28 protein-coding genes and 1 pseudogene are annotated in these 24105 nt (G+C 63.6%); 5 read left to right on the forward strand and 24 right to left on the reverse strand.

Annotated features, from left to right (window positions below; genetic code table 11):
- Window positions 1-202 precede the first annotated feature (202 nt).
- The 11 genes from WD006_RS09930 to WD006_RS09980 form a co-directional block, all read right to left on the reverse strand.
- On the reverse strand, window positions 203-1411 hold the full coding sequence (locus WD006_RS09930) for a phage major capsid protein (RefSeq protein WP_029307060.1): 1209 nt from the start codon (window positions 1409-1411) through the stop codon (window positions 203-205).
- 190 nt (window positions 1412-1601) lie between these two features.
- On the reverse strand, window positions 1602-1859 hold the full coding sequence (locus tag WD006_RS09935) for a hypothetical protein (protein WP_029307061.1): 258 nt from the start codon (window positions 1857-1859) through the stop codon (window positions 1602-1604).
- A gap of 179 nt (window positions 1860-2038) precedes the next feature.
- Window positions 2039-2224 carry a hypothetical protein gene (locus WD006_RS09940; protein WP_141192895.1) on the reverse strand — a complete coding sequence of 62 codons (186 nt, stop codon included), beginning with the start codon at window positions 2222-2224 and terminating at the stop codon, window positions 2039-2041.
- Window positions 2225-2287: 63 nt separating this feature from the next.
- The gene (locus tag WD006_RS09945; RefSeq protein ID WP_029307062.1) at window positions 2288-2602 is read right to left on the reverse strand and encodes a hypothetical protein; all 315 of its coding nucleotides are present in this window, start codon (window positions 2600-2602) and stop codon (window positions 2288-2290) included.
- A gap of 11 nt (window positions 2603-2613) precedes the next feature.
- Window positions 2614-2952: a hypothetical protein gene (locus WD006_RS09950; protein ID WP_029307063.1), complete on the reverse strand. Its 339-nt coding sequence runs from the start codon at window positions 2950-2952 to the stop codon at window positions 2614-2616.
- Window positions 2945-3166 (reverse strand): hypothetical protein, encoded by a 222-nt coding sequence (locus tag WD006_RS09955; protein ID WP_029307064.1) that lies wholly within the window; start codon window positions 3164-3166, stop codon window positions 2945-2947. Before WD006_RS09955 ends, WD006_RS09950 begins: the two co-directional genes overlap by 8 nt.
- Before the next feature lie 2 nt (window positions 3167-3168).
- Window positions 3169-3525 (reverse strand): hypothetical protein, encoded by a 357-nt coding sequence (locus WD006_RS09960; protein ID WP_029307065.1) that lies wholly within the window; start codon window positions 3523-3525, stop codon window positions 3169-3171.
- Window positions 3522-4385 carry a hypothetical protein gene (locus WD006_RS09965; protein WP_051723001.1) on the reverse strand — a complete coding sequence of 288 codons (864 nt, stop codon included), beginning with the start codon at window positions 4383-4385 and terminating at the stop codon, window positions 3522-3524. Before WD006_RS09965 ends, WD006_RS09960 begins: the two co-directional genes overlap by 4 nt.
- Window positions 4386-4697, reverse strand: coding sequence for a hypothetical protein (locus WD006_RS09970; RefSeq protein ID WP_051723003.1), 312 nt, complete (start codon window positions 4695-4697; stop codon window positions 4386-4388).
- Window positions 4698-4700: 3 nt separating this feature from the next.
- Window positions 4701-5126, reverse strand: a complete 426-nt coding sequence (locus tag WD006_RS09975) for a hypothetical protein (protein WP_029307068.1) — start codon at window positions 5124-5126, stop codon at window positions 4701-4703.
- 354 nt (window positions 5127-5480) lie between these two features.
- Window positions 5481-6653, reverse strand: coding sequence for a tyrosine-type recombinase/integrase (locus tag WD006_RS09980; protein ID WP_029307069.1), 1173 nt, complete (start codon window positions 6651-6653; stop codon window positions 5481-5483).
- A gap of 230 nt (window positions 6654-6883) precedes the next feature.
- On the opposite strand from WD006_RS09980, the pseudogene WD006_RS09985 reads away from it, so the two are divergent.
- Window positions 6884-6976, forward strand: a pseudogene (locus tag WD006_RS09985) (OXA-1206 family carbapenem-hydrolyzing class D beta-lactamase); the annotation flags it as partial.
- A gap of 28 nt (window positions 6977-7004) precedes the next feature.
- Here WD006_RS09985 and fliR read toward each other — a convergent pair.
- The 7 genes from fliR to fliL all read right to left on the reverse strand — a co-directional run bounded on the left by fliR (window position 7005) and on the right by fliL (window position 11575).
- The gene (gene fliR / locus WD006_RS09990; RefSeq protein ID WP_029307070.1) at window positions 7005-7790 is read right to left on the reverse strand and encodes a flagellar biosynthetic protein FliR; all 786 of its coding nucleotides are present in this window, start codon (window positions 7788-7790) and stop codon (window positions 7005-7007) included.
- Between the two features lie 45 nt (window positions 7791-7835).
- Window positions 7836-8105 carry a flagellar biosynthesis protein FliQ gene (gene fliQ, locus WD006_RS09995; protein ID WP_011519707.1) on the reverse strand — a complete coding sequence of 90 codons (270 nt, stop codon included), beginning with the start codon at window positions 8103-8105 and terminating at the stop codon, window positions 7836-7838.
- Between the two features lie 13 nt (window positions 8106-8118).
- On the reverse strand, window positions 8119-8913 hold the full coding sequence (gene fliP, locus WD006_RS10000) for a flagellar type III secretion system pore protein FliP (RefSeq protein WP_011519706.1): 795 nt from the start codon (window positions 8911-8913) through the stop codon (window positions 8119-8121).
- The gene (gene fliO / locus WD006_RS10005; protein ID WP_029307071.1) at window positions 8910-9470 is read right to left on the reverse strand and encodes a flagellar biosynthetic protein FliO; all 561 of its coding nucleotides are present in this window, start codon (window positions 9468-9470) and stop codon (window positions 8910-8912) included. The genes fliP and fliO overlap by 4 nt, the downstream gene beginning before the upstream one ends.
- Window positions 9467-9937, reverse strand: a complete 471-nt coding sequence (fliN, locus tag WD006_RS10010) for a flagellar motor switch protein FliN (protein WP_011519704.1) — start codon at window positions 9935-9937, stop codon at window positions 9467-9469. Before fliN ends, fliO begins: the two co-directional genes overlap by 4 nt.
- Window positions 9930-10940: a flagellar motor switch protein FliM gene (fliM, locus tag WD006_RS10015; protein ID WP_011519703.1), complete on the reverse strand. Its 1011-nt coding sequence runs from the start codon at window positions 10938-10940 to the stop codon at window positions 9930-9932. Before fliM ends, fliN begins: the two co-directional genes overlap by 8 nt.
- A gap of 146 nt (window positions 10941-11086) precedes the next feature.
- Window positions 11087-11575, reverse strand: coding sequence for a flagellar basal body-associated protein FliL (gene fliL / locus WD006_RS10020; RefSeq protein ID WP_017514583.1), 489 nt, complete (start codon window positions 11573-11575; stop codon window positions 11087-11089).
- 448 nt (window positions 11576-12023) lie between these two features.
- Here fliL and WD006_RS10025 point away from each other — a divergent pair, with 448 nt between their 5' ends.
- The gene (locus WD006_RS10025) at window positions 12024-14615 is read left to right on the forward strand and encodes a bifunctional aconitate hydratase 2/2-methylisocitrate dehydratase (protein WP_029307072.1); all 2592 of its coding nucleotides are present in this window, start codon (window positions 12024-12026) and stop codon (window positions 14613-14615) included.
- A gap of 245 nt (window positions 14616-14860) precedes the next feature.
- Here WD006_RS10025 and WD006_RS10030 read toward each other — a convergent pair whose 3' ends face one another.
- Window positions 14861-15904, reverse strand: coding sequence for an AraC family transcriptional regulator (locus tag WD006_RS10030; protein ID WP_029307073.1), 1044 nt, complete (start codon window positions 15902-15904; stop codon window positions 14861-14863).
- Window positions 15905-16189: 285 nt separating this feature from the next.
- On the opposite strand from WD006_RS10030, the gene WD006_RS10035 reads away from it, so the two are divergent.
- Entirely contained in the window at window positions 16190-17182 is a 993-nt protein-coding gene (locus WD006_RS10035; protein WP_029307074.1) for a Bug family tripartite tricarboxylate transporter substrate binding protein, read from the forward strand.
- Between the two features lie 54 nt (window positions 17183-17236).
- Here WD006_RS10035 and WD006_RS10040 read toward each other — a convergent pair whose 3' ends face one another.
- Window positions 17237-17806: an RBBP9/YdeN family alpha/beta hydrolase gene (locus tag WD006_RS10040; RefSeq protein ID WP_011519697.1), complete on the reverse strand. Its 570-nt coding sequence runs from the start codon at window positions 17804-17806 to the stop codon at window positions 17237-17239.
- Between the two features lie 27 nt (window positions 17807-17833).
- Window positions 17834-18679, reverse strand: a complete 846-nt coding sequence (locus WD006_RS10045) for a TauD/TfdA dioxygenase family protein (protein WP_011519696.1) — start codon at window positions 18677-18679, stop codon at window positions 17834-17836.
- Window positions 18680-18879: 200 nt separating this feature from the next.
- Between WD006_RS10045 and WD006_RS10050 the strand changes: the two genes are divergently transcribed.
- The gene (locus tag WD006_RS10050) at window positions 18880-19815 is read left to right on the forward strand and encodes a 3-keto-5-aminohexanoate cleavage protein (RefSeq protein ID WP_029307075.1); all 936 of its coding nucleotides are present in this window, start codon (window positions 18880-18882) and stop codon (window positions 19813-19815) included.
- A gap of 61 nt (window positions 19816-19876) precedes the next feature.
- Window positions 19877-20623: an SDR family NAD(P)-dependent oxidoreductase gene (locus tag WD006_RS10055; protein ID WP_029307076.1), complete on the forward strand. Its 747-nt coding sequence runs from the start codon at window positions 19877-19879 to the stop codon at window positions 20621-20623.
- A gap of 78 nt (window positions 20624-20701) precedes the next feature.
- On the opposite strand, the gene WD006_RS10060 is transcribed toward WD006_RS10055, so the two are convergent.
- The 3 genes from WD006_RS10060 to WD006_RS10070 all read right to left on the reverse strand — a co-directional run bounded on the left by WD006_RS10060 (window position 20702) and on the right by WD006_RS10070 (window position 24017).
- Entirely contained in the window at window positions 20702-21460 is a 759-nt protein-coding gene (locus tag WD006_RS10060; RefSeq protein WP_011519693.1) for an SDR family NAD(P)-dependent oxidoreductase, read from the reverse strand.
- Window positions 21461-21554: 94 nt separating this feature from the next.
- Window positions 21555-22715, reverse strand: a complete 1161-nt coding sequence (locus tag WD006_RS10065; RefSeq protein WP_011519692.1) for a porin — start codon at window positions 22713-22715, stop codon at window positions 21555-21557.
- A 309-nt stretch (window positions 22716-23024) separates the two neighbouring features.
- Complete coding sequence (locus tag WD006_RS10070; protein ID WP_011519691.1) at window positions 23025-24017, reverse strand: Bug family tripartite tricarboxylate transporter substrate binding protein; 993 nt, start codon at window positions 24015-24017, stop codon at window positions 23025-23027.
- Between the last annotated feature and the right edge of the window lie 88 nt (window positions 24018-24105).

Raw genomic sequence — 24105 nt, forward strand, 5'->3', positions numbered from 1 at the left:
GCAAATTCGACTCAACAACCACAAAAAGCGCCACCAGACTCGAGGAAATCTGGTGGCGCTCCCGGCCAGCCCCTACGCGAAGGCGTCGTGACGTTGGAAGACGTATGGCAGGCGGCCGGCCTTTTTCTGCATCGAGGGAGTCACCGGCGAGCCCTCGTCGCGGCCTGGAAGCGAGGCCAGGCAGCGAGCAATCAAACCCGGATCACGGCCCGACTGGCGCGAGCAGCGGCCCGTACAGGCACAGCAGCGGCGTCTGCGTGATGGCCACCGCGCGGCATTCGGCGCGGATCGTGGTCAGGTTCTTCTGGAAGTTGTCCGTGTCCTCCGTGCTCATCTCGATGGTGATGGCCTGGCGCATGCCGACGGTACCGCCCAACGGACCACCGATCCCAACGAAGTCGCCCTGCGCGATCGCGGCAGACGGCACCAGGCGAGCGCCGAGGATCTGCGTGATGAGCGTGAACGGGTTCACCACGTAGTCGCCGTTGGAGTCCTTCGACAAGATCAGGTCCGCAAACGTCATCGCGTTGATGCCGATGACACTGCCCGAAGCGCCGCGCGCGAGGAGCGTGGCCGCGACTCTCACCAGGGAATCGATCAGCGTATCCGTTGCACCCGGCACATAAGCCGTGCCCTGCGTCGTGAAGCCCTTGACGTTCGGACTCACGCCATTGCCGTACAGCAGCTGCAGATCCAGGCGCTTGTTGATCGCCATGCGCAGTTGCGCGTCGATGAACGCCGCCATCGCCGGCACGTCGGAGAGCACCTGGTTGCTTGCCTTCACCCAGGTGGCGATGGTCCTCACCGACAGATCGTCCGGCGTGAACGTCATGTCGCTCTGCGGTTTCTGCGCAGTTTCCGCGACCGGCGCACTCTGGTCATCGAGCGTGCCGCGCACGATCTCGATCGCGTTGCTGGTGACCGGCATCGACGAGAGGCTGGTCCACATCACCGGATCGACCGGCGCGCCAGTCACCGGCCCAATCTGCTGCGGCGGCACCGGATAACCATTGGCGGCGTCTGCTTGCGTGGTGACGACGGTCTTCAGGTTCGGGATCTCGATCTCGGTGCGCTCGAGCCGGCCACGCTTCATGCCCTCGAGGAAGGCCTCGTTCTTCGTCAAGATGCTGCCCAGGGACTGCGCTGCGCTGCCCATCGGCCCGAGCGGCAGGCCGGAGCGCACGGCGTGCCGCTGTTCGATCTCCACCAGGCGCGACGAGAAGCGCGCCATGTCGGCCTTGCCGCTAGCGATTTCCTCCAGCGCCTTGCCGCACATCTCCTTGATTTCTTCGTCGCGGCGCTTGATCGCGGCGAGCAGCTCGGTGAACTTCGCATTGCCGTCGCGCGGATCGCCGGCTTCCTTGATGACGCGCGCACGATCGGCGGCGTCGATGATGATGGGACGATTCATGGTGTCCTCCAGGATGGGTGGCAACTGGGGAAATTCCCCGGTTGGACGTCCGCGCCAGGCCACCATCCCGGTACCCATCGCGTTCGCTGCCTCATCCCGAGGCCGCTCGGCCAGGCCACGTCACCGGCCCCACCGACTATCAAACTCGCTGCGGCCATATGCACCTCATCCCGAGGCACGGCCGGTACCGCTACTGCAACGTCGAGACGTTCGCGCGCTCGGCCACCGCGTCGACGACCTGCAGCTCGTGCAAGATCGCGCCAGCGGCCTCCTGCTTGCTCGCCGGACGCCAGGTCCAGCCGGTGACCTCCTGGCCCGCGACGTCCACGGTCACCAGCAGGCCGGCATGCCGACAGAAGCCGGTGAGCTGGCCCGAGCCGAGCAGTGCGGCACGCAGGCGCAGGTTGGTGCGGCAGGTTTCGCAGGGTTCAGACGTCGCATCGGACATGGCAGGCCTCCTCGGATGAATTGTCGGCGCCGCTTCGCGCGTTTACAACCAGGGCGCCCCGATCGTTGTGAAAGGCGCATCAATCGGACCCCCGAATCGAATAACTGCGCCGCGATAAGCAACTCTTCCAGCCGGGTTACGGACCCATCGCCGCCTACTTTGACCCCCCCCGGGGTCGGTCAGCGCGCGCCTCGCGCCTTCTCGCGACGCATGGCTCTGTCCACTCGCTCGCGCTCGCGTCGCTCGTTGGGCGAGAGGCTGGCCCAGGCGGGGCGCTCGGGAGCGAACCTCGGTGCCAGGCTGATGCCGGCCAGGCAGGCGACGGCCAATCGGCGAAACACTTCGGCAGCAACAGCATCGGGCACGGTCGGCACTCATGGCGGATTGATCGACGAGAGCCTAATGCGCCGCCGTAGCGTTTACAAGCGTCACGCATGGCCGAGCTTCGTGCACACGGCCTGATCGAACGCGCTGCTCATCGTCCGCTCGATGCTGTCCGCCCAGGCGCCGCGCTCGACGTCCGCCAGGAATACCCAACGCACCGTGCCAGGGACGTGAGAGCCAGCACAGGTGCGGCCGATATCGCGCGCAGCGGTCAACATGCCCTCCAGGCCTTCGCACTCGAGGACGACCGGTGCAATGCCGTTTGCCTTCACCACCACGTCGTACCAGCCTCGCGCAGTGGCTGACGGCGTGGCGCGGAAACGCACTGCGATCGTGCGGCACTTCGATGCTTCATTCATCGTCGCTCTCCTCAGTTCAGAACCAGTAGGCCCTTACGCTCACGCCAAACAGCAAGCCGTGCCTCTTCATGCGTAGCGCCGGCGTCGATGTGCGGCAGGACTGCGTCGAGATACGCCTCTACGGCCCGGATGTAGGCGGGAAAGCCTGGGTGCTTGCGATAACGACACCCCCTCACATGCTGACGAAGGAGCGCCTCAAGGTCTGCCCGACTACCGAATCTGGCGGAAATCAGGGAGCCGCCCTTACGTCGAAAAGTAGCTCCAGCAATTGAGGCGCGCACTTCGTCCTCCGAAGCGCAGTGGTCGATCGCTTGCAGCGTTAGAGGCGGATAGTTCGGCTTCTTATGCATGACGTTCTCCTTCGGTGGGTTTGTCGGCGTCGGTCAGCGGCACGAATCGTGTGCAGCGGTTCAAAGCGTTAGTGCCCTTCAACGCGCGATCGCGCTCGGCCCTTTCCGCGGCGTCGGGCATCGGCAACATGCAGATCGGCCAGCCGTCATCGCGGCAACGGAACGAGCAGCAGCTTTCGCAGCAGGCAATGCGGAAAGGATCATCTTCGTGCATGGTCAGCCCCCTTTGCCGAACAGATCGCGCTGGCCTGCTGTCGCGATGGGCGTCGGCTTCAGGTGCCGAGCGATACCGCGTGGCTTGTGCGGCCGTGGTGCAGGCGGCTGGATCGGCTGGCCGGCGACAGTGCGTGTGAATCGCGGCAGTGCGCCGTGCCGTTCCATGCTGGTCCACAGGCGCCCTCGCAGCGATTCGACGTGGGCGGCGAGTTGATGCGCAGGAGTGGCTTGCAGAGCAGCGAGTTCGTCGGCCTCGCGGGCATCGAGCCAGTGCTCGAGTTCGGCCAGGCGCTCGATCCAGGAGCGGCCCTGCCGGCGCAACAGCGCCAGGTGCTCGCGAAGGGGCGTCGAGGTCATGACTTCGCCCCTTCGCTTGCCTTGGCGGCGACCAGAATAGGATCGAATGCAGCCAGCGCCTCGGTCGTCCCCACCAGCCGCAGGACAGCCTTGTGCTGCGTGGCGATCGCGAGAGCGCGGCGAGTAGCGGCCATCACGATGTCTGGCTCGCGGGCATCGGTGCACAGGATGGTGGACTCTCGCTGGATCGTGGGACGTACCGCCAGTGAGAACGCGCCGTTGGATTCGGCCACGTAGATCGTCATGGGCTGGCCTTCACCAGGCACTCGCGACGCCCCACCGGCAAACCCGTTTTTCTCCTCACCCCCTTGGCAACATGCATCAGTTACCCGAATCGGGAAAGGTTGAGCCTCGTTTTTGGCGTTTTCCTTACCCGATTCGGGTAAGGCGGAAGGGGTACCTTTCCCGTTTCGGGTAAGCAACCTTTCCCGATTCGGGAAAGCAACCGTACCCGTTTCGGGAAAGGTGTTTGCCTGACCCTTACCCGTTTCGGGAAAGGTTTTTGTGCTGCTTCGTCCCTTTCGCTTCGCCTGGCGATCGATGGGAGATTTCATGGTGGCCATCCAAGACAGGGCATAGAGTGCCGCGACACCGGTGCGCGCTTCGGTGGTTCGCATCAGCAGGCCGCGCTGCACCAGCTCATCGAGAGCGCGGTAGAACTTCTGGTGCGACGTCCACCCGAGCGGCCTGAACTTCGAGATGGTCACCAGCAGGCTGCCGTTGTTGAAGCCGCGTTCGAAGTAGATGACGTCGAGCAGCAGCGCGCGAGCGGCGGCCGACGCTCCGACATATGCCGGTGACGTCTGGATGAAGTGCGGCAACTTGCTGTAAGGCTCATGGGGGGCAGGCTTCTTCGCCATTTACCTCTCCTCCTGTGAGCCAGGGTTGCTCTCGTGACGCGGACGCTCACGCCACCAGCCATACGGCGTGCGATGCCAGCGGCGCCGGCCGTGCGGAAACAGCGCGCGCCAGTTCAGGCCGATCGAGGCCAGCACGTGCGCGGTCGAACAGCCGTTCAAACAGTGCATCAGGATGACGCCGTCGCTGTGGACGCGGATCAGCAGCGAGCGACGCCGTTGCTCACAGGCTGGGCATCGAGCGCGATATCGCGCGACACCGTCCTCGAGCACGTAGTCGAGGCGCTCGAGCAGAGCAAAAAGAAGTCCGGACATGGCTCACTCCTGGCTGGCAGGGCGAGCGACAATCTGCGGGCGAACGCGGCGATACGAGTCCTTGCTGCCCTTGGGGCGGCCCGGCTTTCGCTTCGGTGGTTGAAGGGGATCGACGGCAGGCGGCTCGGGTTCCAGCGCCTTGCGATGCTCGCGTTCAGCGGCGTCCAGCGCGAGCATCGCCTTCTCCCACTCGGGCAGGCCGGAGATCAACACCAGACGGCGCGCGCCGGCGCGGATGGTCGGTGGCCCCATGCCCTGCCGGTCCAGCTTGGCATGCAACGGTTTCGAGATGTTGTAACGCGCCTGGAACTCGCGAAAGGACAGCGCGCCCAGAGTGAGCGCGGATCGAATGACGTTCAGATGCCCATCCTGGATGAGCTTGAGCAAGGCCAGCAGCTCGTCGCGCTGACCTTCGGTGAATTCGTTCATTGCTTGCACTCCAAGTATTTTTTCGGTCTTGGTCGTGCCGCCTGGCGGGAAAACCTATTTGCGTTTTATAGCGATCGAATTCGGAAAATAGAAGTACCTTCTACGCGCCTACAGAAGTCCTTCCAGCGTGGCCGTCGCGAGCCGCCATGCCGATTCGAAACCGCGAAAATTCTGTGGAATCCAAAGTAGGGGCAAAGGTGGGGCAAAGGTGGGGCAAAGGAAAAACGGGTTTGCGAATGAGCGAGCGATTGCAAACCCTGTGTATCGAATTACTGAGTTTCCCTAAGGCGAAAAAAAAGCCGCCTCGATGGGCGGCGGGTAAAGGTGTTCCCCAACAGCAGGATATCGATAGTGTCAGCACATGGCAATGCGGTCGAGCTTCTCGCGTACCGTTTTCGCGTTGATCAGGTGCCCGTAGTGTTTGTCGATCATGGTCAACGACGTGCCCACGGAACGCGCCACCACGAGTAGGTCCACGCCGGCCAGAATCCATTCGCTGACGGTCGTGTGGCGCAAGCAGTAGGCCACCGTCCCGGGGGGCAGGCCAGCAGCGGCAGCGGCATCCTTGACAAGCGGTCCCCAGTCGTTCGCGCTGCGCCAGGCACTCCCGTCGGCTCGGGCGATGAGCGGCGCGGCCGGCGTCTTGCCCTTGGCCTGGGCGGCAAAGAACGCGATCGCCTGCGTCGACAGAGTCACGAGACGCGCCTTGGTCTTCCCCTTCGGAATCGCGAGCGTCCCGGCTTTCCGATCGAACATGGCGACAGTCAGTTTGGCGACCTCACCCGGACGGGCACCGGTGAGCAGCAGCGCCTGCAGAAACGGCCGAATCTCGGTCGACGCGCCCTTGAGCAGCGCGGCCCGCGCCTTGGCGTCGAGCACCACCTCGCGCCGGCCCTCAACGTCCTTGTACTTCTGGACCCTGCGCCACGCGATATCGGAGGACACCAGGTGCAAGCGGAATGCATTGTTAAGCGCGGCCTTCAGGCGCGACAGATCGCGGTTGGCGGAACTCTTCATGCGACGCAGGTGCTCGGCGTCCCGCGCGTCCTCGACTCGCACAAGCGCATCGAACCACCGCTGTACCTGCTGCGCCTTGAGCTGGTCCAGCATGACACGGGCGATCGGGTTCTTGCCAATCAGTGTGCGGAAGCGGGCGGCATTGGTATCGGCCGAGCTTTGGCTGTTCTTCCGCGCTAGGTGCGCCACGTACAGATCCACCGCGTCGGCCACGGTGCCAGCCTTGTGTTGAACGCCGGCCTCCAGTCCAGCAGCCCACTGCTCAACGCGCTTCTTGGCGGCTTCATACCGTTCGTCGTCCAGGACGTCGGCCAGCGCCCCCTCCGTCCGGTACTGCTGCCGGCCAGAGTCCGGGTCGCGGCGACGGCCGATCCAGGTGCCAGCGCCATCAGGCAGGACGCGGTAGCCCAGGTACACCCCAGGACTGAGGCGGACAAAGTAGGGTTCGCGGCGAGCAGGCAGCGCGGCCCGCGCGGTCTTGATGTCGATGCGGAAGGCGGGTTTGGTCATGGGTGACGAAGTAGGCAGGTTGGCGACGTAAACTGTACGGAAATGACGTGGAAACCAAGAGTACCCCGTAGAAGCGGAAATCCCGTAAAAATAGGGGGTTTTAGAGTTTTTGGTCCCTAAGAAAAATCAGGAAAAGCGGCCAATGCTACCCTGTTAGGGGCGCAACCGTACAGGCCGAGTGTGTAATAAATATGACGGCCTGTGCTCACGCTGAGGTATAAGCCCGAAAGCGCGGCAACGATACGTACGTGTTCGCGATCAACCTGGATATGCCGAGCCCGGGCGTCGCGCCGAAGCGCCAGGAGATTGCGCGCGCTGTCCTGAGCGACGGCCCGGGTCTCTGTCTGATCGCTAGGGCGCGAGCTGGTCGAGCACGGTGGCGGCGGTCTGCAGACCGCTTTCGATCAGGTGCTGCACGTAGGCGCCCATGTGCGGCATCACCAGCGCCAGGACCAGCATGCCGCCCAGCAGCGTGACGGGGAAGCCCACAGCGAAGATCGAAAGCTGCGGCGAGGCACGGTTCAGGATGCCCATGGCCAGGTTCATCGTCAGCAGTGCCGCGATCATCGGCAGCGAAAGCAGGGTACCGGCGGAGAAGATCATCGATCCTGCGCGAGCCAGCACGCCCCAGCCGTGCCCGGAGAGCGGCACGCCGGAGATGGGCAGGCCCTGGAAGCTGTCGATCAGCGCGGCCAGCATCATCAGATGACCGTCGAGCGCCAGGAACAGCAGCATGGCCACCATGTTCAGGAAGCGTGACAGCACCATGGTCTGGCCGCCGGCCGCGCGATCGTAGAACGACGCGAACGACAGACCCATCTGCAGGCCGATGACTTCACCTGCCATCTGCACCGCGGCGAATACCAGGCGCATTGCGAAGCCCATCGACAAGCCGATGCCGACTTCGTTGAGGACGATCAGCAGGCCATCGAGCGAGTAGACCGGCACGGTGGGGATATTGCCGATCGTGGGGGAGATGACTACCGACAGGGCCGCCGCCAGCAGGATCTTGAGACGCCGGGGAATCGTCGATTCGCTGAGCAGCGGCGCGGAAGAGATCAGCCCCAGCATCCGGAACATCGGCCACAGGAAGGTGGCGATCCAGCCGTACATCTGGGCGGTGGTGACCTCGATCACGGCGGGCTATTGGGAAGGAAAAGGGAAAAGGGTACGGCGGCCGGATCAGTGGGCCAGGGCGGGGATGCTCTGGAACACCTGGCGCATGTAGTCCACGAAGGTGTTGATCATCCACGGGCCGACCAGCACCATCGTCGCGAACAGCGCGATGAGCTTGGGGATGAAGGTCAGCGTCATTTCGTTGATCTGCGTCGCGGCCTGGAACAGGCTCACCACCAGACCCGCCGCCAGCGCCACCAGCAGAAGCGGTGCGGCCAGCATCAGCGTCATCTTCATCGCCTGCGTGGCGATGGTCATCACCATTTCCGGTGTCATGGCGGGCCTCCGGTCAGTTCATGAAGCTCTGCGCCAGGGAGCCCAGCAGCAGTTGCCAGCCATCGACCAGCACGAACAGCATCAGCTTGAACGGCAGCGAAATGGTGGCGGGTGGCACCATCATCATGCCCATTGCCATCAGCACGCTGGCCACGACGAGGTCGATGATGAGGAACGGGATGAAGATCGTAAAGCCGATCTGGAACGCGGTCTTCAGTTCGCTGGTGACGAACGCCGGCACCAGCACCGTGAACGGCACGTCCTCGGGGCCCTGCAGTTCGGGCGTTTTGGCCATCTGCGCGAACATCGCCAGGTCCTTCTCGCGAGTCTGACGCAGCATGAACGCGCGCAGCGGCACGGCGGCGCGCTGGGCGGCGGTCTCGAGGCTGATCTTGTTTTCGGAGAGCGGCTGGTAGGCGTCGGTGTAGACCTTGTCGAACACCGGCGACATGACGAAGAACGTCAGGAACAGCGACAGGCCCACGAGTACCTGGTTGGGCGGCGACGATGCCGTACCCAGCGCGTTGCGCAACAGGCCCAGCACGATGATGATGCGAGTGAAGCCCGTCATCATCAGCATGGCCGCCGGCAGGAACGACAGCGATGTCAACAGGACCAGCGTCTGGATCGACAGCGACCAGGTCTGGCCGCCGCCGGGTCCCGGCCGGCTGGTTACGCCGGGCAGCGACTGGGCCAGCGCCGATTCGGGCGCGAGCCACAGCACGAGCGGCAGCAATGCCAGCAGGGTGGCGGCCACGCGCGGCAGGCGCGCGGGATGCCGTGCGACGTCGGCACGCAGCGAGTTCATTTCTTGAGGTTTTCCTGCATGGCGCGCATCAGTCGCTCGCCGAATCCGCCCTGCATGTTCCGGGGCACTCCTGAGTCCGCCTGGGAGCCGGGCCGCGAATCGTCCGGAGAACTGGTGTGCGGTTGTGCTTCCAGTGTGTGAAGCGGACGGATTTCATTGGGCGACACACCAAGCACCAGCCAGGTACCGCCCACTTCCACCGTGACCACCCGCTGGCGCGGACCAAGCATCAGGCTGCCGACCACCTTCATCGACGCATTGCCCGAGCCCTGGCGCACCAGGCCGACGCGCCGGGCCACCCATGCCATCGCCAGGATCAGCGCGATGACGGCGAACAGGCCCAGACCGGCTTGCGCCAGGCTGGCCCCACTGCTGATGACGGGAGCGTTGGCGCCGGTGTTGCTAGTAGTGGCGCTGGTAGTGGTGTTGGTCGCGGCGCCGCCGGTGGGCGTGCCCGCCTGGGCCGTGCTGAGCACGACGTCGGCAGCCTGCGCGCCGGAAGCGGCAACGCCCGCAAGGGCAATGCCCGCGGCAAGCCGGCGCGCGGCAACCATCATTTGTTGAGCTTCCGGATACGTTCCGACGGCGTGATGATGTCCGTCAGGCGGATGCCGAACTTGTCATTGACCACCACCACTTCGCCCTGGGCGATCAGGTAGCCGTTGACAAGCACGTCCATCGGTTCGCCGGCCAGGCCGTCGAGTTCCACGACCGAACCTTGCGCCAGTTGCAGCAGGTTCTTGATGGGTACCTTGGTGCGGCCGAGTTCCACCGTGAGCTGCACGGGAATATCGAGAATCATCCCGATATCGTTGTGGAACCCCGGCGGCGCTTCCTGCGCCAGCGGCGGGAATACCGTGGAAGCTGCCGGCGTGGCGGCAGGCATGGCTTGCGCCGCCGGTGCGGCAGCGCTGGGCGCCGGCGCGGCAGTGGACGTTGCCTGCTCGGCGCTGGTCTGCTCCGCGAGGGCGCTGGCCCAGTCGTCCATCGGATCGACCGGCTTGTCCTGGGTGCCGTCAGTCATGATCGGTTTCCTTGTTGGAATCGCTGTCTTGGTAATTGAGCATCCGTTCCACGCGCAGCGCGTACTGGCCGTTCATGGTGCCGAAGCCGCACTGCATGACGGGCACGCCGTTCACCTTGCCGAAGATGTGTTCCGGCAGTTCGATCGGCAGCACGTCGCCTTCGCGCATGGCCAGGACCTCGGCCACGGTGCTGCGCAGGTGCGTGAATTCGGCCACCAGTTCCACTTCGGCGGCACGTAGCTGGTTGGAGAGCTGGCCGAGCCAGCGCTTGTCCACCTCGACCTCGTCCTGCAGCGGGTTCATCAGCAGATCGCGCAGTGGCTCGATCATCGAGAACGGGATGCAGATATGAAGCTGCCCGCCCACGGCGCCCAGTTCGATGTGGAACGCGGTGGTGACCACGGCATCGTTCGGGCCGGCGACGTTGGCGAACTTCGTGTGCATCTCCGAGCGGACATAGTCGAACTCGATCGGATGCACGGTGCGCCAGGCCTGGCCGTAGCTGGAAAGCGTGAGGTCAAGCATGCGGCGGATGATGCGCTGCTCGGTCTGGGTAAAGTCGCGGCCTTCCACGCGGGTGTGGAAACGGCCATCGCCGCCGAACAGGTTGTCGACGACGAGAAACACCAGGTTCGGGTCGTACACGAATAGCGCGGTGCCCCGCAGCGGCTTCATGTGGACCAGGTTCAGGTTGGTCGGGACGGGCAGGTTGCGCACGAAATCGCCGTACTTCTCGATCCGCACGGTGCCTACCGAGATGTCGGCGCCGCGGCGGATGAAGTTGAACAGCGCGGTGCGCAGGGCGCGGGCAAAACGCTCGTTGATGATCTCGAGCGTGTGCAGGCGGCCGCGGACGATGCGCTCCTGGTTGGCCAGGTTGTACGGACGCACGCCGCCATCGTCGGCGACCGGCGCGCTTGCCACGGGCGCATCGGATTCGCCCGATACGCCTTTCAGTAGTTCATCTACCTCGTCCTGCGAGAGGAACTTGTCGTAGGCCATCTAGTGTCCTGCCCCGTGAACGGCTTTAAGGATGAAACGGTCCATGGCCGGCTTCAGGCGCCGCGCGCGATGCGGCGGCAGAGGTGAAGTTCGGCGGGCAGTTTCATATCGGATTTGGTTCAGGGTTCGCGAGGCAGGCACACGGCTTACTGCACCACGAACGATGTAAACAAGACGTCCAGGATCTTCTGCGGCGGCAGACCTGCGGCAAACGGCTGGCTGATGGTCGCCTGGATGTCGCGCGCGAGCTTCTGCTTGCCCTCGACGGTGGCGAGATCGGCTGGCTGGCGTGCCGAAAGCAGCAGCAGGATGCGGCTGCGCGCTTCGGGCAGGTACTGCGACAGCCGTGCCTGGGTGTCGCTGTCCGCCACCTTCAGAGACAGGCCGGTGTGCAGGAAACGGTCGCCATCCTCGCTCTTGAGGTTCACGGTGAACGCATCCAGCGGCACGAAGATCGGCGGTGGCACCACCGGGGCAGCAGGAGCCGCCGGTTGACGGCTGCCACCGATGATGTTGCCCAGCACGAAGCCGCCAACGCCCAGCGCCACCACCAGCACACCGCCGCCGATCAGCAGGAGCCGGCCGCGCTTGCTCGGGGTGCCACCGGTCTGGGAGGGGGAAAGCGTGTTCGCCATGAGATGCCTGTGTCGGAATGCCTGCATTCTTCCCGAATTGCAGGCAAGCAAAGGGCCGATAAAAAGGGGGAATCCCGCTCAGCTTGGCCGTTTGAGCTGGGCGGACGTCGGGCGCACGGGTGCATAGGAGCGCCATTTGCGCCTCCTTGCTGGTTAACGAATGTGAAGAGCGGAACTTAAGACCGGCACGGCGGGCGAGTCACCAGGTCCGTCCGCGCGGCACCGTGCGGCCAAGTGGGGCTCCGGCAAAGTGCTTGCGGGGGCAGATGAATCGTGTTTCGGTAAGCGATTGATTTGTAAGGGTTTGCTTGTATCGACTCTTATATAAGATATAAGACATTTGATCTGGCGGGGACTTCGGTCTACAATCACGCGCAACTGGCCGCCTTGCGCACCAGTCCTCACAGAGACGGCAGTACCGTTACAACCCTATTACCAGCAGGTTCCTATGCTTGATACCTATCGCGCCCATGTCGCCGAACGCGCTGCGCTTGGCATTCCCCCTCTGCCTCTGACCGCCAAGCAGACCGCCGACCTGATCGAACTGATCAAGAACCCGCCGGCGGGCGAGGAGCAGGCGCTGCTGGACCTGATTACCTATCGCGTGCCCGCAGGCGTGGATGACGCCGCCAAGGTCAAGGCCTCGTACCTGGCCGCCGTGGCCCTGGGTTCGGAAAAGACCCAGCTGATCTCGCGCGCCCGCGCTACCGAACTGCTCGGCACGATGCTGGGCGGCTACAACATCTCGCCGCTGATCGAGCTGCTGGACGATGCCGAAGTGGGCACCGTGGCCGCCGAGGCGCTGAAGAAGACGCTGCTGATGTTCGACGCCTTCCACGACGTGAAGGAAAAGGCGGACAAGGGCAACGCCAATGCCAAGGCCGTGCTGCAAAGCTGGGCCGACGCCGAATGGTTCACGAGCCGTCCGGAACTGCCGCAATCGCTGACGATCACCGTGTTCAAGGTGCCGGGCGAGACCAACACCGATGACCTGTCGCCGGCCCCTGACGCCACCACGCGCCCGGACATCCCGATGCACGCGCTGGCCATGCTGAAGAACAAGCGCGAAGGCGCCGCGTTCCAGCCGGAAGAGGATGGCAAGCGTGGCCCGGTCAAGTTCATCGAGTCGCTGAAGGACAAGGGCCACCTGGTGGCCTACGTTGGCGACGTGGTCGGTACCGGCTCCAGCCGCAAGTCGGCCACCAACTCGGTGCTGTGGTTCACTGGCGAAGACATCCCGTTCGTGCCGAACAAGCGTTTCGGTGGCGTGTGCCTGGGCAGCAAGATTGCTCCGATCTTCTACAACACGATGGAAGACGCCGGCGCGCTGCCGATCGAACTCGACGTGTCGAAGATGGAAATGGGCGACGTGGTGGAACTGCGTCCCTACGAAGGCAAGGCCCTGAAGAATGGCGAGGTCATCGCTGAATTCAAGGTGAAGTCGGACGTGCTGTTCGACGAAGTGCGCGCCGGTGGCCGCATTCCGCTGATCATCGGCCGTGGCCTGACCGCCAAGGCCCGCGAGTCGCTGGGCCTGGCCCCGTCGACGCTGTTCCGCCTGCCGCAGAACCCGGTCGACACCGGCAAGGGTTTCACGCTGGCCCAGAAGATGGTCGGCCGCGCATGCGGCCTGGCCGAAGGCAAGGGCATCCGCCCGGGCACGTACTGCGAACCGAAGATGACCTCGGTGGGCTCGCAGGACACCACTGGCCCGATGACCCGTGACGAGCTGAAGGATCTGGCTTGCCTGGGCTTCTCGGCCGACCTCGTGATGCAGTCGTTCTGCCACACCGCCGCTTATCCGAAGCCGGTGGACGTGAAGACGCACCACACGCTGCCGCAGTTCATCAGCACCCGTGGCGGTATCTCGCTGCGTCCGGGCGACGGCGTGATTCACTCGTGGCTGAACCGCATGCTGCTGCCCGACACCGTGGGCACCGGCGGCGACTCGCACACCCGCTTCCCGATCGGTATCAGCTTCCCGGCCGGTTCGGGCCTGGTTGCCTTTGCCGCCGCCACTGGCGTGATGCCGCTGGACATGCCGGAATCGGTGCTGGTCCGCTTCAAGGGCAAGATGCAGCCTGGCGTGACGCTGCGTGACCTGGTCAATGCCATTCCGCTGTACGCGATCAAGCAGGGTCTGCTGACCGTGGCCAAGCAAGGCAAGCAGAACATCTTCTCGGGCCGTATCCTCGAAATCGAAGGTCTGCCCGACCTGAAGGTGGAACAGGCCTTTGAACTGTCCGACGCCTCCGCAGAGCGTTCGGCCGCCGGTTGCTCGGTGCGCCTGAACAAGGAACCGATCATCGAATACATCAACAGCAACATCACGCTGCTGAAGTGGATGATCGCCGAAGGCTACCAGGACCCGCGCAGCCTGCAGCGCCGTATCAAGGCCATGGAAGCATGGCTGGCCGATCCGAAGCTGCTGGAGCCGGACACCGACGCCGAGTACGCCGCCGTGATCGAAATCGATCTGGCCGACGTGCACGAGCCGATCGTGGCCTGCCCGAACGACCCGGACGACGTGAAGACGCTGTCCGACGTGGCCGGCGCCAAGATCGACGAAGTGTTCATCGGTTCGTGCATGACCAACATCGGCCACTTCCGTGCCGCTTCGAAGCTGCTGGAAGGCAAGCGCGACATCCCCGTGAAGCTGTGGGTCGCCCCGCCGACCAAGATGGACCAGAAGCAGCTGACCGAGGAAGGCCACTATGGCGTGTTCGGCACCGCTGGCGCGCGTACTGAAATGCCGGGCTGCTCGCTGTGCATGGGTAACCAGGCACAGGTGCGCGAAGGCGCGACGGTGATGTCGACCTCGACGCGTAACTTCCCGAACCGTCTGGGCAAGAACACGAACGTGTATCTCGGCTCCGCCGAACTGGCTGCCATCTGCTCGCGCCTGGGTCGTATCCCGAACAAGGAAGAGTACATGGCCGACATGGGCGTGCTGAACGCCAACGGCGACAAGATCTACAAGTACATGAACTTCGACCAGATCGAAGACTTCAAGGAAGTCGCGGACACGGTGTCGATCTAAGTGTCGATGTTCCTCGGCGGCCACGCCGAGGAACGAACCGAAGTCCGATGAACCCCGCGTGCGTGTGAAGCGCACGCGGGGTTTTTTTCATGGGTGATTGCGCAAGCCCGATCAGGATTGCCTGATGGCTGCCGCGTGTGACTGTCATTGGGGGGATGGACCAGCGTGAAGGAGATCGGCCGGATCGTGCTGGCTAGTGGCTGATTCTCCGGTCGCCGCTTACGCGTGATCAGCTGCGGCCAGCATCACGCATTGCTCGCTGGTGCGGATGCGGTCTGTCGGCGTGTGGTGCCATGCGCGGCCCGGCTCTCCTTGGGGCTGCAACCGAACTGCGCGTGATACCAGCGCGAGAATCCGCTCGGCGCGGAAAAGCCGAGGAGGGTCGCCACCTCGGTCAATGGACGATCGCTCTCGATGACATGACGCGTCGCGAGTTCCGTACGGATTTCATTGACCATCGACGAGAAGCTCTGCCCCCGGTCGGCCAGCCGGCGCTGGACCGTGCGGCACACGACGCCCAGGTGATCGGCGACCTGCTCGGCGCTGCAGCGGCCACTGGGCAACAGCAGGAGGATGGTGCGCCGTACGTCCTCGAGCATCGTCGCCTGTTGCATGACGGCCGACTCGTCTATCAGTTGCTGTGCGTAGCGCGCCATGGCCGGATCGGCCCACGGGTTGCGCGCATCGAGATCGGCCTTCGCGCAGATGATGCCGTTGAAGTCACAATCAAATTCGACGTGAGGACCGAAGAACCGGTGGTGCGTGCTCAGGTCGCGCGGCGCGGGATGTTCCAGGCACACGCGTTGCGGCTGCCAGTCGGCCTTGATGAGCTGACGTATCAACCGCACCATGACCCCAAGCGCCAATTCAACTCGTTGGCGAGTTGGCTGATGGGCGTTGCCGGCGATCAGCACCTCGCGAATGATGACCCGTCCGCCGCAATCCTCGACCGCCAGTGACTGTGCGCCGTTGAGCAACGGTTGATAGCGCATCAGCAAGGTGAGGGAATCACGCAGCGTCGCCTGGTCGCGGATCAGCATGCCGACCGCCCCGAGATTGGACAGCAGGCGCGACTCGGCCATGGCCAACCCGAAGCTCTCATTGCCCGACATGGTTGCAGAGGTCTGCAGCAGGCGACCGTAACGCTCGACGGGAATCATGAGATCTGGTTCGCGCAGCACGCTCGGGCTGATTCCTGCGTCCATCATCATCCGCACCGGATCGAGCCCGGCGGCACGAGCGACCTCGCTGTAGTTGGTGAGGGCTGCGGCCCGGACAAGTAACGACATCGGGAACTGACTAAAGAATGAAAGCCCATGATAGAGAGCGGCAATGGGTTGTCAAGCGGGAGGAATCCCGAGCTTCAGGCGCGAAGGTAAGGTTGTTTGCGCTGCATTCGCCTCATCGGCGATCCCCGGCTTTCCGCGTTGGAATCGCTGTCGCCAAAAGCCAAATCACGACGCGATAGGCAAAGCGGGAAGGGGGGTAGGGCGGGATGATCCGAATCGGGAGTCCCTGAGCAATCGTCACATCGATGGCGATGATGACCCCCGTCCGATAGAAAGGAGCCCCCGATGACATGGATCACTCACGGTGCCCGCCAGGCCATGGCGCTCGCACTCGTCCTTGGTTCTGCGCTGCCGGCCATGGAGGCGGCCCGGGCCGCCGACTGGCCCACCAGGCCCGTGCGGATACTCGTAGGCGCTCCCCCGGGTGGTACGGCGGATATCGTGGCACGCCTCGTTGCCCGTGAGTTGCAGGCATCGCTTGGCCAACCGGTCATCGTCGACTACAAGGCGGGCGCGGGGGGCACCATCGCCGTCCAGACCATGCTGGCTTCGCCGCGAGACGGCTACACGTTCCTCTTGATCCAGAAGGGGATCGCATCGGAAGTGCCTCATGCCATCAAGGTGTCCTACGACCCTTTCAAGGACATCGTCCCGATTGCTCAGCTTACGCAATATGGTCTCGTTCTCGTCGGGAATCCCAATCTGCCCGCGAAGGACCTCGGTGAGTTGGTCAGGTACGTGAAGTCGAAGCCGGGCAAGTTCGACTATGCGAACTTCGGCGTCGGCACGCGCGGTCAGACGATGGGTGTGCAGTTCAATCGCGTTGCCGGGCTCGATGCCGGCACTGTGAGCTACAAGGGCTCACCGGCCGCACTGCAGGATGTGATGGGTGGGCAGGTGCCGCTCATGTTCGACGGTCCGGCGACTTCGCTGCCGTTCATCAAGTCGGGGAAGCTCAGGGCCTATGCGGTGGCATCGCCCAGGCGAATGGCCGCACTGCCTGACGTTCCGACCTTTACCGAGGCGGGATATCCAGACCTGCAGGACGTGAGCTGGATGGGGATCTGGTCCGCCCAGGGCGTGCCGCCAGCCGTGATTACGAAAATGCGCGACGCGACGCTCAAGGTGACGCAATCTCCGACGCTCCGGCCAAGGCTCGAGGACATGGGTATGGAGCCCGGTTCGCCGGCTACCACCGATGCGCTTCTCAAGGATGTGCGCGAGTCGTACGAGCGTCAGGGCGCGTTGCTGCGCTCCATCCACTTCAAGCCGGACTGATGGTGAATCGATGGTGAATCGCGGCGCTGGTTGCCAGCGCCGCGATGCGTTGACTCAGAGTTGCTGAACCAGTTCTTCCGCCAGCGGCCATGTGCCAAAGCCATCCACAGGTCCGAGATGCCCGACTTCCCCGGCGTCGATGCAACGACTGCCCCACGCCTGCGCCAGTTCCTGGATTCGCTCGAATTTTCCGAGCGGATCATTGCGGCTTGCGACCACGATGCTCGGGAATTTCAACTGTCGACGTGGAATCGGCGTCCAGCCTTCCTTTGCCAGCGTCGGCAGATCGGTGTATCCGGGCGGCAAGGGGTTGTCAAAGTCGGCCGGCGCAGCAAGCAGCGCGCCCTGCACCGCGCACTTCGTCTCCTGTGCCCAGTGAACGGTAATCAGGCAGCCCACGCTATGCGCGACGAGGATGACCGGCCCTGGGATGCCGCTGACGACACGCTCGAGGTTCTCCACTCTCGCGCGGCGCAACCTCTTGTCGTGATCGATCTGCGGCACGATGCGCACCGCTCGCCCCTGCTGCTGCAGGCGCTCCGCAAGCAGTGACTGCCAGTGCTCAGGCATGTGATCGCGAAAGCCGGGAACGATTACGACCGTTGGCTGGTTTCCGGATGTCATGGAATGCACTCTCCTCTGTCTTTCAGCTCAGTACGGGATATCACCGACGATGCCGGCGCGCTCCATCTTGCGCGGCGCCGGATAGTAGTCGTTGACGGCGTAGTGCTGCGTGCTGCGGTTGTCCCACACCGCGACATCTCCCTCCTGCCAGGCCCAGCGCACCTGGTACTCCGGAATGGTGGCGCGGCTGGTCAGATAGTTGAGCAGCAGCGAGGCGCCAGGCGATTTGTCGATGCCATGGCGCACGTTGGCCGGCGTGCTGTAGTTGGTGAAGTGCGTCGTGAACGAGGCACCGACGAACAGGATCTTCTCGCCGGTTTCCGGGTGGATGCGCACCACAGGATGCTCCACCGGTGGATGATCCTGCGCCAGCTTCGCGCGGTTCTCCGGCGTCATTACCGCCCCGAAACTGTGTTCGATGCTGGCCCTGGCGCGCAGGCCGTCGATCTTCGACTTGATCTCATCGGGGAGTTCCTCGTACGCCTTCACCATGTTCACCCAGATGGTGTCACCGCCGATCTCGGGACATTCGAGGCAGCGCAGGACAGCCCCCATGGCCGGATTGGGACGCCACAGACCGTCGCAGTGATAGCTGTTCTCGAAGCTGTGCGGGTTGTCGCTACGGTAGACCTTCACCAGACCCGGGTAGTCCGGAACACTGCCAACCACGGGATGGTCTTCCAGCTTGCCGAAGCCGCTGGCGAAGGCCACGTGGTCGGCACGCGTGATTTCCTGCTTGCGAAAGAAGAGGACCCGGTGCTTGAGCAGCGCCGCGCGGATCTCGGCGAAGACTGCCGGATCGCGTGCCGCCTCGCCGATGTTGACGCCGGAAATCTCGGCCCCGATGGCAGGGGTGATTTGCCTGATCTTCATTTCCATGTCTCCTGCTGTCTTGTAAGTGCCTGGCAACGAGTATCTGGTGTTCTAGGCATCCATGCTTACTTCGGCAGGACATTCACTTTCCAATTCGCGACATTCCGGCCGTAGCAGCGGCCTGCGAAGGTCAAGTTCCGTAGCATGCGACATCGCACCGGGCAGTTCATTTTCGAGCGAAGTAACGGAGGGCATCCACCATGGCAGCACCACAGAGCAAGGTGATCGTCACCTGCGCCGTGACCGGCAGTATTCACACCCCCACAATGTCGCCTTATCTCCCCATCACCGCCAGGGAGATCGAAGACGAGGCCGTTGCCGCGGCGGAGGCTGGCGCGGCCATTGTCCATCTCCATGCGCGAAACCCGGAGAATGGCCAGCCATCGCAAGACCCGGCCCTCTTTCGTGCGTTTCTCCCACGGATCGCGGCCCGTTCGGACGTCGTGATCAATCTCACGACTGGTGGCGCCCCCAACATGTCGGTGGAAGAACGCTTGCAGCCGGCACTTCAACTCAAGCCCGAGGTTGCCTCGTTGAACATGGGGTCCATGAACTTCGGTCTCTATCCGATGCTCGCCCGGCACGCGACGTTCAAGCACGACTGGGAACGTCCTTACCTCGAAGGCTCCGAGGACCGTGTGTTCCGCAACACGTTCAAGGAGATCCGCTACATCCTCGAATCCTGCGCCGACAACGGCACACGCTTCGAGATCGAGTGCTACGACACGAGCCACCTTTACACGGCCGCGCACTTCATTGATCGCGGCATCCTCAAGCCGCCTTTCTTCATCCAATCCGTGTTCGGCCTGTTGGGCGGCATCGGCACGCACGCCGACGATGTCATGCACATGCGCCGCACCGCGGAGCGCCTGTTCGGCAAGGACTACTACTGGTCCGTGCTCGGCGCCGGTCGCAGCCAGATGCCGATTGCATCGATGGCGGCGGCGATGGGCGGAAACGTCCGCGTTGGCCTGGAGGATTCACTCTGGGAAGACCGCGGCAAGCTGTCCACCAGCAACGCCGACCAGGTCAAACGCGTGGTTGGCATTCTGAAGTCGCTGAACCTTGACGTGGCATCGCCGGACGAGGCCCGCGACATGCTGCAGCTAAAGGGCCGCGATGCCGTCGCGTTCTGACCGGCCGATCTTCCCCAAGGGCTCACGAACAGTCTCGCCTGACTTATCCAAGGAAACGCTTATGTCTCATCCTGTTGTCTTGATTACCGGCGCGACCGCCGGCATCGGCCGTGCGACGGCGCTTGCCTTTGCAGCCAAGGGCGCGCGGCTGGTCTGTTCCGGGCGGAATGCCGCAGCCGGAGACGCCCTCATCTCCGAACTTCGGGAGATGGGCGCGGAAGCAGACTTCCTGGCGGCCGATGTCAGCCGTGAGGACGATGTCATGCGTCTTGTCAGTCATGCCGTCGAGCGCTTTGGTTGCCTCGATATCGCAGTGAACAGTGCCGGGACGGAAGGCACACCGGGATCGATCGTCGAGCAGACCGTCCAGTCGTACGCGACGACGTTCGATGCGAACGTCCTTGGGACGTTCCTTTGCATGAAGCACGAGCTGAAGGCGATGATCGGGCAACAGCGCGGAGTCGTTGTCAATCTGTCGTCTACGATGGGCAGTCGTGGCAATCCGCGCAATCCGATGTATGTGGCGAGCAAGCACGCGATCGAGGGCCTGACCAAGTCCGCGGCCCTTGACGTCATCCAGGCGAATGTCCGCGTCAACGCCGTGGCGCCGGGCCCGATTGAAACGGCCATGCTCGGGCGCATTGCCGGTGGCGCGGATCGGCTTGCCTCCGTCGCTGCGACGATCCCTGCCGGGCGCGTTGGCACGCCGGAAGAGGTCGCCGATGCAATTCTGTTCCTGGCATCCGATCAATCGACGTACATCACAGGGCAGATCCTTCATGTGAACGGCGGGAAGACCGCCGGGTAAGTCGGCGGTGTCCCGGGGCGCGGTCAAGGGCCCCGGGAATGCCGGGGCTTCGGCACGCACCGCAGCGATCAGTAGCGATCAGTACCTGATGGTGCCGGGGCTCCCGCCAGCGACAGAAATGGCATCGCCATTGATCGCCACGCTCACTGGCGATGCAAGGAATGCCACGACGGCTGCAACCTCGCGGGCTTCCACAATGCGGCCCAGCGAGGTCCTTGCCGCGGCCCAGGCCTCGAATGCCGCGTCGGTTGTCTCCGTCCGTGTCGCTCCGGGATGGACCGCCGTGACATTGATGCCCTTCGGCCCGAGTTCATCCGCCAGATTCTTGGTGATCGCAGCCACGCCGACGTTGCGCAGCGTGGCAATGGGGCGGCCGGTGCGATAGATCGCCAAGCCACCAATGTTCACGATCCGTCCCCAGCCATTGGCAATCAGGTGTGGCGCGAGCGCCCGCGCGGTGCGCAGATAGCCAATCACCTTGATGTCGATGTCTTCAATGGCTTGCGCATCGTCGATTTCATCGAGCCGGGACGCCGATGAGATTCCACCGGGCAATGCAGCGGCGTTGACCAGTATATCGATGCCGCCCAATGCGGCGATGGCCTGGTTCACCATGCTGTCCACGGAAGCCTTGCTGGAAGTGTCGACGGCGAGTGGCACGATCCGTCTTCCTGTCAGCGTCGCCAGCTCCGCAGCCGTCGCTTCCAACGCCGCGCGTCCACGGGCTGCCACCACCACGTCGACGCCTTCTTGCGCGAGCTGGAGCGCAATCGCCTTGCCGATACCCCGGCTGCCGCCGGTGACTATCGCTCGTTTGTCCTTCAGACCAAGATCCATGGTTCGCTCTCCCGCAGTATGCGGACAACGTCAGTGAAGCCGGAAGTCGCCTCGAGTCGCCTCAAGTCGCATCAAGGCGCTTCCGGCCGAACGCTCAGAACACGTGTCGAATCCCCAATGCCGCGCCGAACATGGATTTCTGTCCGTTGGCCAGCGCATAGGAATTGCCCAACGCCAGGCTGGTCGCGAAGCCGCTCGCTGCCGATTCCATCGCCAGGCCGGCGTTCCTGCTGTATGCCGTGGTCAGGTACACGTCGGTTCGCTTGGAGAAAGCATAGTCTGCGATCAGGGCAATCTGCCAGGGGTTGGCCACGCCGTTGTTTCCACCCAGGTTCTTCACGTTCTGATAGTCATACTCGAGCGTGAAGTCCAGCGCCGACGAGAAGCGGTATTGGCCACCAATCCAGTAGAAGTCATCGCGCAGGATCGTCGTGCCGCCCGGATCCTTGTTCTGCCCCCATCGGTAACCACCCATCAGCTTCGCCGTATCGTTGAACGCGTAGCTGGCCATGACAACGGCCTTCTTGAATGTGCCATTGCCCGTGCCGATGGTCGGATTCCACTGGTCATAGCCAATACCCAGCCCGACCGGCCCAGCCAGATAGCTCAAGGCGACACCATAGGCCGAATCGCGGCGGAACTGGCCCGGTACTTCACCGGCACCACCCGCCGTCGGCACCGTGGGGTAGGTGGACGGCAGCGTCGTGCCAACCCCGAACGACCAGTCCGCCTGCGCGGTGAAGGGGCCGAACGTCCCTGAGTACTTGACCGTGTTGTCCTGGCGGAAATTGGCCCCTGCCACCACACCCGTCGGCTCATACTGCGTGGCATATCGCGCTGGGACGAAGTTGGCCATGGTGGAGAAAATCGATTGGTACTGTCGGCCGAACGTGAACACACCGAAGCGTGTGTCGAGGCCCACGAAGGCCTGGCGCCCAAACATGCGTCCACCCTGTTGCAGCGTGCCGGTATCGGCATTGAAGCCGTTTTCCAGCACGAAGATCGACTTCAGGCCGCCCCCGAGGTCTTCGACGCCGCGAAGACCCCAACGCGATCCAGAGTAGCCGCCAGAATTCTCGCGAAACACCGTCTGGGGTGGACCGGGGTTGTAGCCGTTACCTGCCTGCGGCACGGCCCCGACGTGGTTGACGTATTCCACGTTCACATCGACCACACCGTACAAGGTCACGCTCGATTGCGCGTTGGCCGCGCCACACGCGCAAGCGGCGGCCAGGGCAAAAAGTCTCTTGTTCACCAGCACTCCTCCACGTTCATTGTTTTGGTTTCCAGGCTGGTAACGCGCGGGCGCCACCGGCCTGGAACGTTGCCAGGTCCGAATCGAAGTCCGGTTCCCTTTCTTGCGCAGAACCCGCGCGTTTATCCATGGGCGAGCACGGCTCTCGCCCTTTGTGTGAGCGATGGCGTTCGTCCTGTCTTGCGCTTGGATTTGCAGTAGGGCTACGGGCAAGGCAGATCAACGGCTTGCTCCGCTTTGCGTCGCGAATTCCACTCGCCGTCGACGCAAGACGCCGGGCACCGTGGGCGCCTGGCGGTCGTTTTTCCACTAGTCGATCTGAATCCCCGCATCGGTGGCGATCTTCGACCAGACATCGAGGTCGTGGCTGACCGTCTCGCCGAATTGCACCGCTGTCTTCACAGGCGGGGGACCAAAGTTCATGGCCTTCATCGTGGCAGCGAGATCCGGGGATGCCTGGGCCTTGTTGACCTCATCGGACAACCGCTTCACGATCGCCGGGTTGGTTCCTGCCGGTGCGAACATGCCGAACCAGCCCACCGCATCGAACGCGTAGCCCTGTTCACCCATGGTCTTGACCTCCGGTAGCTGCGGCGCGCGAACGTTGCCGGCAATGGCAATGGCGCGGACCTTCCCGGAGCGCAGGAATGGGACTGGCGCGCCCGGGTCTGTCCAACCGATCTTCACGATTCCCGAGGACAGGTCGGTCAGCAACTGGGTCGAAGTCCGATACGGGACGTGATCGGTCTTCATGCCGGTCTGCTTCTTGAGCCATTCCATCATCAACTGGCCTGACGATCCCGTGGCCCAGGTTGCGTAGCCGTACTTGTCCGGGTTCGCCTTGAGCAGCTGGATGAGTTCCGGCAGGCTATGGACCGGCAGGTCGTTGCTCACCAGCAGTACCACGCCACCCGAGGCCGTCTCGGCGATGGGTACAAGGCTTTTCTTGGGGTTGTAGGGGATGGTCTTCAGTACGGCCGGGGCAACGACCATGTTCGATGCCGTGGTGTAAAGGATCGTGTATCCGTCAGCAGGCGCCTTGACGACAGCGTTGGTCCCGATGACGCCACTGCCGCCGGGCCGGTTATCGACAACGACAGGTTGCTTCAGCGCGATCGACAGACGCTGCGCCATCAGGCGCGCCAGCGCATCGACTCCGGACCCTGCCGACGACGCCACGACCATCTGAATCGGGCGCGAGGGCCAGACGTCCTCAGCCAGTGCCTGCGCTGAAGCGCACAGCGCCAGAAGCGCCGCAGCACCCAGCACGACCGCAGTCGGCTTTTGCATGCGTAATGCCATTGTCTACCTCCATGTACTTGGTCTTTTGACGGTCGCTCAACCGATGCGTGAGATCGATGCTTGAGGTCGATGCGTGAGGTCGACGCCA

Source organism: Cupriavidus sp. Met-2, assembly GCF_049843575.1.
GTDB classification, from domain to species: domain Bacteria; phylum Pseudomonadota; class Gammaproteobacteria; order Burkholderiales; family Burkholderiaceae; genus Cupriavidus; species Cupriavidus metallidurans.

Excerpts from the sequence above, each read along its gene's own strand:
- WD006_RS10030 (WP_029307073.1), bottom strand. The coding sequence starts at position 15,904 with ATGTCGTTACTTGTCCGGGCCGCAGCCCTCACCAACTACAGCGAGGTC.
- WD006_RS10055 (WP_029307076.1), top strand. The coding sequence starts at position 19,877 with ATGTCTCATCCTGTTGTCTTGATTACCGGCGCGACCGCCGGCATCGGC.
- fliL (WP_017514583.1), bottom strand. The coding sequence starts at position 11,575 with ATGGCGAACACGCTTTCCCCCTCCCAGACCGGTGGCACCCCGAGCAAG.
- WD006_RS10045 (WP_011519696.1), bottom strand. The coding sequence starts at position 18,679 with ATGAAGATCAGGCAAATCACCCCTGCCATCGGGGCCGAGATTTCCGGC.
- WD006_RS10050 (WP_029307075.1), top strand. The coding sequence starts at position 18,880 with ATGGCAGCACCACAGAGCAAGGTGATCGTCACCTGCGCCGTGACCGGC.
- fliO (WP_029307071.1), bottom strand. The coding sequence starts at position 9,470 with ATGATGGTTGCCGCGCGCCGGCTTGCCGCGGGCATTGCCCTTGCGGGC.
- WD006_RS09975 (WP_029307068.1), bottom strand. The coding sequence starts at position 5,126 with ATGAACGAATTCACCGAAGGTCAGCGCGACGAGCTGCTGGCCTTGCTC.
- WD006_RS10040 (WP_011519697.1), bottom strand. The coding sequence starts at position 17,806 with ATGACATCCGGAAACCAGCCAACGGTCGTAATCGTTCCCGGCTTTCGC.
- WD006_RS09945 (WP_029307062.1), bottom strand. The coding sequence starts at position 2,602 with ATGAATGAAGCATCGAAGTGCCGCACGATCGCAGTGCGTTTCCGCGCC.
- WD006_RS09960 (WP_029307065.1), bottom strand. The coding sequence starts at position 3,525 with ATGACCTCGACGCCCCTTCGCGAGCACCTGGCGCTGTTGCGCCGGCAG.
- WD006_RS10025 (WP_029307072.1), top strand. The coding sequence starts at position 12,024 with ATGCTTGATACCTATCGCGCCCATGTCGCCGAACGCGCTGCGCTTGGC.
- WD006_RS09935 (WP_029307061.1), bottom strand. The coding sequence starts at position 1,859 with ATGTCCGATGCGACGTCTGAACCCTGCGAAACCTGCCGCACCAACCTG.
- fliN (WP_011519704.1), bottom strand. The coding sequence starts at position 9,937 with ATGACTGACGGCACCCAGGACAAGCCGGTCGATCCGATGGACGACTGG.
- WD006_RS09930 (WP_029307060.1), bottom strand. The coding sequence starts at position 1,411 with ATGAATCGTCCCATCATCATCGACGCCGCCGATCGTGCGCGCGTCATC.
- WD006_RS09955 (WP_029307064.1), bottom strand. The coding sequence starts at position 3,166 with ATGCACGAAGATGATCCTTTCCGCATTGCCTGCTGCGAAAGCTGCTGC.
- WD006_RS09970 (WP_051723003.1), bottom strand. The coding sequence starts at position 4,697 with ATGTCCGGACTTCTTTTTGCTCTGCTCGAGCGCCTCGACTACGTGCTC.
- WD006_RS10070 (WP_011519691.1), bottom strand. The coding sequence starts at position 24,017 with ATGGCATTACGCATGCAAAAGCCGACTGCGGTCGTGCTGGGTGCTGCG.
- fliP (WP_011519706.1), bottom strand. The coding sequence starts at position 8,913 with ATGAACTCGCTGCGTGCCGACGTCGCACGGCATCCCGCGCGCCTGCCG.
- WD006_RS09950 (WP_029307063.1), bottom strand. The coding sequence starts at position 2,952 with ATGCATAAGAAGCCGAACTATCCGCCTCTAACGCTGCAAGCGATCGAC.
- WD006_RS09965 (WP_051723001.1), bottom strand. The coding sequence starts at position 4,385 with ATGGCGAAGAAGCCTGCCCCCCATGAGCCTTACAGCAAGTTGCCGCAC.
- fliQ (WP_011519707.1), bottom strand. The coding sequence starts at position 8,105 with ATGACACCGGAAATGGTGATGACCATCGCCACGCAGGCGATGAAGATG.
- fliM (WP_011519703.1), bottom strand. The coding sequence starts at position 10,940 with ATGGCCTACGACAAGTTCCTCTCGCAGGACGAGGTAGATGAACTACTG.
- WD006_RS10035 (WP_029307074.1), top strand. The coding sequence starts at position 16,190 with ATGACATGGATCACTCACGGTGCCCGCCAGGCCATGGCGCTCGCACTC.
- WD006_RS10060 (WP_011519693.1), bottom strand. The coding sequence starts at position 21,460 with ATGGATCTTGGTCTGAAGGACAAACGAGCGATAGTCACCGGCGGCAGC.
- WD006_RS09980 (WP_029307069.1), bottom strand. The coding sequence starts at position 6,653 with ATGACCAAACCCGCCTTCCGCATCGACATCAAGACCGCGCGGGCCGCG.